3 protein-coding genes and 1 pseudogene are annotated in these 3,787 nt (G+C 53.1%); all 4 read right to left on the bottom strand.

Annotated features, from left to right (window positions below; translation table 11 throughout):
* Positions 1-227: 227 nt before the first annotated feature.
* Entirely contained in the window at positions 228-1,823 is a 1,596-nt protein-coding gene (locus tag A3735_RS17335; protein ID WP_068509535.1) for an efflux RND transporter periplasmic adaptor subunit, read from the bottom strand.
* A complete protein-coding gene (locus A3735_RS17340) occupies positions 1,820-3,229 on the bottom strand; it encodes a TolC family protein (protein ID WP_082865091.1) in 1,410 nt (469 codons plus the stop codon). The genes A3735_RS17335 and A3735_RS17340 overlap by 4 nt, the downstream gene beginning before the upstream one ends.
* An 11-nt stretch (positions 3,230-3,240) precedes the next feature.
* Positions 3,241-3,495 (bottom strand): annotated as a pseudogene (locus A3735_RS17345) (DUF411 domain-containing protein); the annotation flags it as partial.
* A 90-nt stretch (positions 3,496-3,585) separates the two neighbouring features.
* The coding region (locus A3735_RS17350) for a Tn3 family transposase (protein WP_156499734.1) at positions 3,586-3,787 on the bottom strand (202 nt) is incomplete at its 5' end.

The following is a 3,787-nucleotide window of genomic DNA, read 5'->3' on the forward strand; positions in this document are numbered from 1 at the left end:
CGGTTTCGGGTTGAAAGTCTCATAACGCATGAGATAAAAATTTGATATGGGTACAAGCACCGTGATAGATACTTTTAGTCCTCATTTGGTTGCAGCCATAATTGGTTTGGTTGTCGAGATAATTGGTTGGTGTAAAGACATGATCCAATAAGGTTTAATCCAATCTAATAGTAAAGTGTAACTTATGGTGTAGCTTTTCTCTTCGGGGCTAAAAAAATCGTTATAAATCAAAGCTCAAGTACTGCTGCATCATGAGTCATGGATTGATGTTGGTTGTGATCCATTTCCAAAACGTCATGACTAATAGAAGACTCACCATCGGCCATCGGCATGTCATCCGTAACGGTGTCGGGTCGATGGATCTGGCTGATCACATAGTTGTTGTCGCCCTCTCTTGTAATTTCTACGTGAAGAGTCATATCAGACTGTAAACCTTGAAGGTCTACATTTTTTGCGGCGGTAAAATTCATGGTCATGGCCGGCCATTGCCAGTCATCAATGGCATCATGCGCCAGCGTCAACATCCGGTGTTCGGGCATCAGGCTTTTAAGACGTGCGCCGACCCAGACCGATGTGGGAGCCATAGTCTCAGCCTTATCATCCGAACCATGATTCATGCGCCGAAAGTCCGAGGTTTTGCTGGACTCGGAATCAATCAGGAATTGTGCTGACGTCACAATGCGGTCGCCCTCATCAAGTCCCAATATGATTTCCGCCTGCTCATCGTTGATATTCCCAACCTGTACAGCAACGGATTTAAAACGGCCTTCGCCCTTGGCCAGCACAACACGGGATTGACTGCCGGTACGGATCAGCGCCTGACGGGGAATCAACAGAGTATCGTCCATCGGTGCCGTCTCAATGCGCATCTGCGCAAACATGCCCGGCTTCAGATAACCATCGGGATTGTGAAAATGTACTCGTATCTGTGCGGTGCGAGTCTTGGTGTTAAGGCTCGGGTAGACATAATCAACCTGGCCCTGCCACTCTCGCCCTGGCGAATAACCCAACTGCATCTGGACCTGATCGCCGACCTGCACCAGGGAAGCCTGTCGCTCAAAGACTTCACCAATCACCCAAATATGTTCCAGCTGACCGATGGCCATGATTTCCATGCCGGGTTTTACAAACATGCCTTCGCGCGCCATGAGGTTATCCAGCACACCCGATTGCGGCGCTGTAACGGTGATGGTCTGGCTCACCTTGCCGGATTTCCTCAGGCGGTTGATTTCTGATTTTGGCACCTGCAGGGATGCCAGGCGCTCCTTGGCGGCTTCAATCAGCGTGGCGTTATTGCGTTTTAGTGCCAAGAGTAATTCCTCCTGTGCATTAACCAGGGTCGGTGAGTAAAGCGCATAGAGAGATGCACCCTTCTGCACCGGATCGCCAGAAGCTTTGACGTAGAGTTTTTCAACCCAGCCCTCTACCCGCGGATGAATATGTATCAAGCGATCTTCATCGTATTGCACATAACCCACGGTATTGACGGAAACGTCCATCTGGCCGCGGGTAACGGGTGCCGTGCGTACGCCAAGGTTATTGACCACATCCGGCGATATGGTGACTGTGCCAATCTCCTCATCACCGCCGGCTTCTTCATACACCGGAATCAGATCCATCCCCATCGGAGATTTTCCGGGCTTGTCGCGTTTGTAATTGGGGTCCATCGGCGCGACCCAATAGAGCGGTTCTTTTTTGGCTGTCGCCTTACCGCCCTCTCCCGTGTCTTGCATGCGCCAATAGGCTGAATAGTGGGCCAGGGTTGCCGTCGCAATCAGCAATGCAACCGTTATAAAGAATGGTTTATTCAGTTGAATCTTCATGGGTTCTTTCCTTCCGTGCGGTTACCGTGTGTTGCAGGGGACTGCTTTGCGTGGCTCTGCGGTAACAGCACTGAGCGGTTTGTCGGTAAGAGATAGTTCAGTTCGGCAAGGATTTTTAGCCGATCGACCTTGATGGTCAGGAAATCGATTTTGGCGTTCAGCTCGGCGATGCGGGCACGCACCGCTTCAGCAAAGTCGCCGTCATCGTTGTTATAGGCAGTCAGGGCAGCTTCGGCCTGCTCCGCCATTTGCGGCAGTAGCTGCTGGTCATAGAGTGTGCGGCGCTCATTCAGGCGCTGGATTTGCACAATGGTCGTGTCCAGCTCCGCCATTAACTTTCGCGCCATCAGTAGCTTGTCTGTTCGCAGTGCCTCAGCTCGGGAGGTAGCGGCGCTAACATCTTTATCCTGTCGATTGCCCGTGAAAAGCGGCAGATCAAATGTGACGCCGACCGAGAACAGATCGGCGCGATCCCGGCCCATGGGGTCATCGTCCCGATAGCCGTACTGGGCGGTGAGCCCCCACTCGGGCTTATACTTTTGCTGGGCCAATTCAACCCCGGTCTGCATAGCCTCGATACGTTGGTCAAAGGCCAATAACAGGGGATGCCGATTGATCTGTTCATAGAGCCAGCGATCATTGTGCGTCTGACCCATGCCTGGGGTTGGCTCATCACCCAATTTACTGGATAAGGTCCGCGCCAACGGCAGACTGGCTTGACCGCCAATCCACTCGGAGAGCCGCTGCTGGGCAGAATCCAGTTGTTGTCGCAACGCAGTCAGCCGATCATCCAGCCGGGTGAGTTCCAGTTTTGCCCGGATAATATCCTGCTGTCGGGCACGCCCCAGCGCGGAGGAATAACTGGCTTTGGTGGCATCCACCAGATGTTCAAACAGCGCACGATCCTGCTCAATTAAACGGATACTTTCCTGTGCCCGGTAGGCTTCCAGCCATAACTGAGTCACCGTCGCTGTCACCTTGTCCTGGCGATCCTGTCTGAGTAAGGGTTCCTGGGCCGCCAACTCCTGATTTTGGCGGCTGGTTAACGCCAGGCTATCGCCGCGCGGAAACATCTGACTAACACCCACAGTCAGTTGCGTCATCGGTTCCTGATTGATATCGAAGCTATCGGTTGGAAAGTTGGCCGCCATTAGGCTGACCTTGGGATCGGGCAGGGTTGAGGCGGAAATGGATTCACTGGTCAGTGCATCTTCCCGGTAGCGGCTGCCGTTCAGCCAGGGGTCGGAGGCAATCGCCTGTGCAATCGCCGCTTCCAAAGTCAACGTACCAACCTGGTCTTGATCCAGCTGTGTTTGGGCAAACTGTTCCTGGGCAACTTTTTCCTCGGCAAAAGCAGGAACCCCCACCAACAGGAACAATAATAAAAAACGCCATTGAATGTTCATGGTGATACGTCCTATTGCTGATCGCGGCTGCTCACTGAAGCAAACACTTCAGCCGAACCGTCTTTTTTTAGCAACCACACCTGGTAAGGCATAAACCTGTCGCCCATTTCCATCCCGGGGCTGCCCGCCGGCATGCCCGGCACGCTCAGGCCGATGGCACCCGCCGGTGGATTTTCCAGAAACTGCTGAACGAAGCGCGCGGGGATATGACCTTCGAACACATAGCCGTCACTCGTCACCGCCGTGTGGCAGGAGTGGTATTCAGGGTGACCGNCTATNTGGGGTCCTAGGGATTTTGCCTCCATATATTGCAAAAACCTCTGAAGCCCCCGTCTGCCGTGGCTTGTAGAGGGGTATCAACTTTCATTTCTAGGTCGATAGCCCTCAATCGGTGCCATTAAGTCCTCCAGTTTTGGCAGTTCGCCCGTCGGCGCGAACGTGTATGTACCCCGGAAGTTGATGTTCTCCCAAGCTACCGGTGAGGCCCGCTTGACTGTTTCCTGGTATCTGTCATTGCGCTGTTCCTCGAAGCTGTCCAGCAGGTTACTGAGTACTTTC

The organism is Oleiphilus sp. HI0061 (assembly GCF_001635675.1).

Bases quoted from the DNA above. Each gene is read 5' to 3' on its own strand.
- A3735_RS17335 (WP_068509535.1), bottom strand. From the start codon at position 1,823: ATGAAGATTCAACTGAATAAACCATTCTTTATAACGGTTGCATTGCTG.
- A3735_RS17340 (WP_082865091.1), bottom strand. From the start codon at position 3,229: ATGAACATTCAATGGCGTTTTTTATTATTGTTCCTGTTGGTGGGGGTT.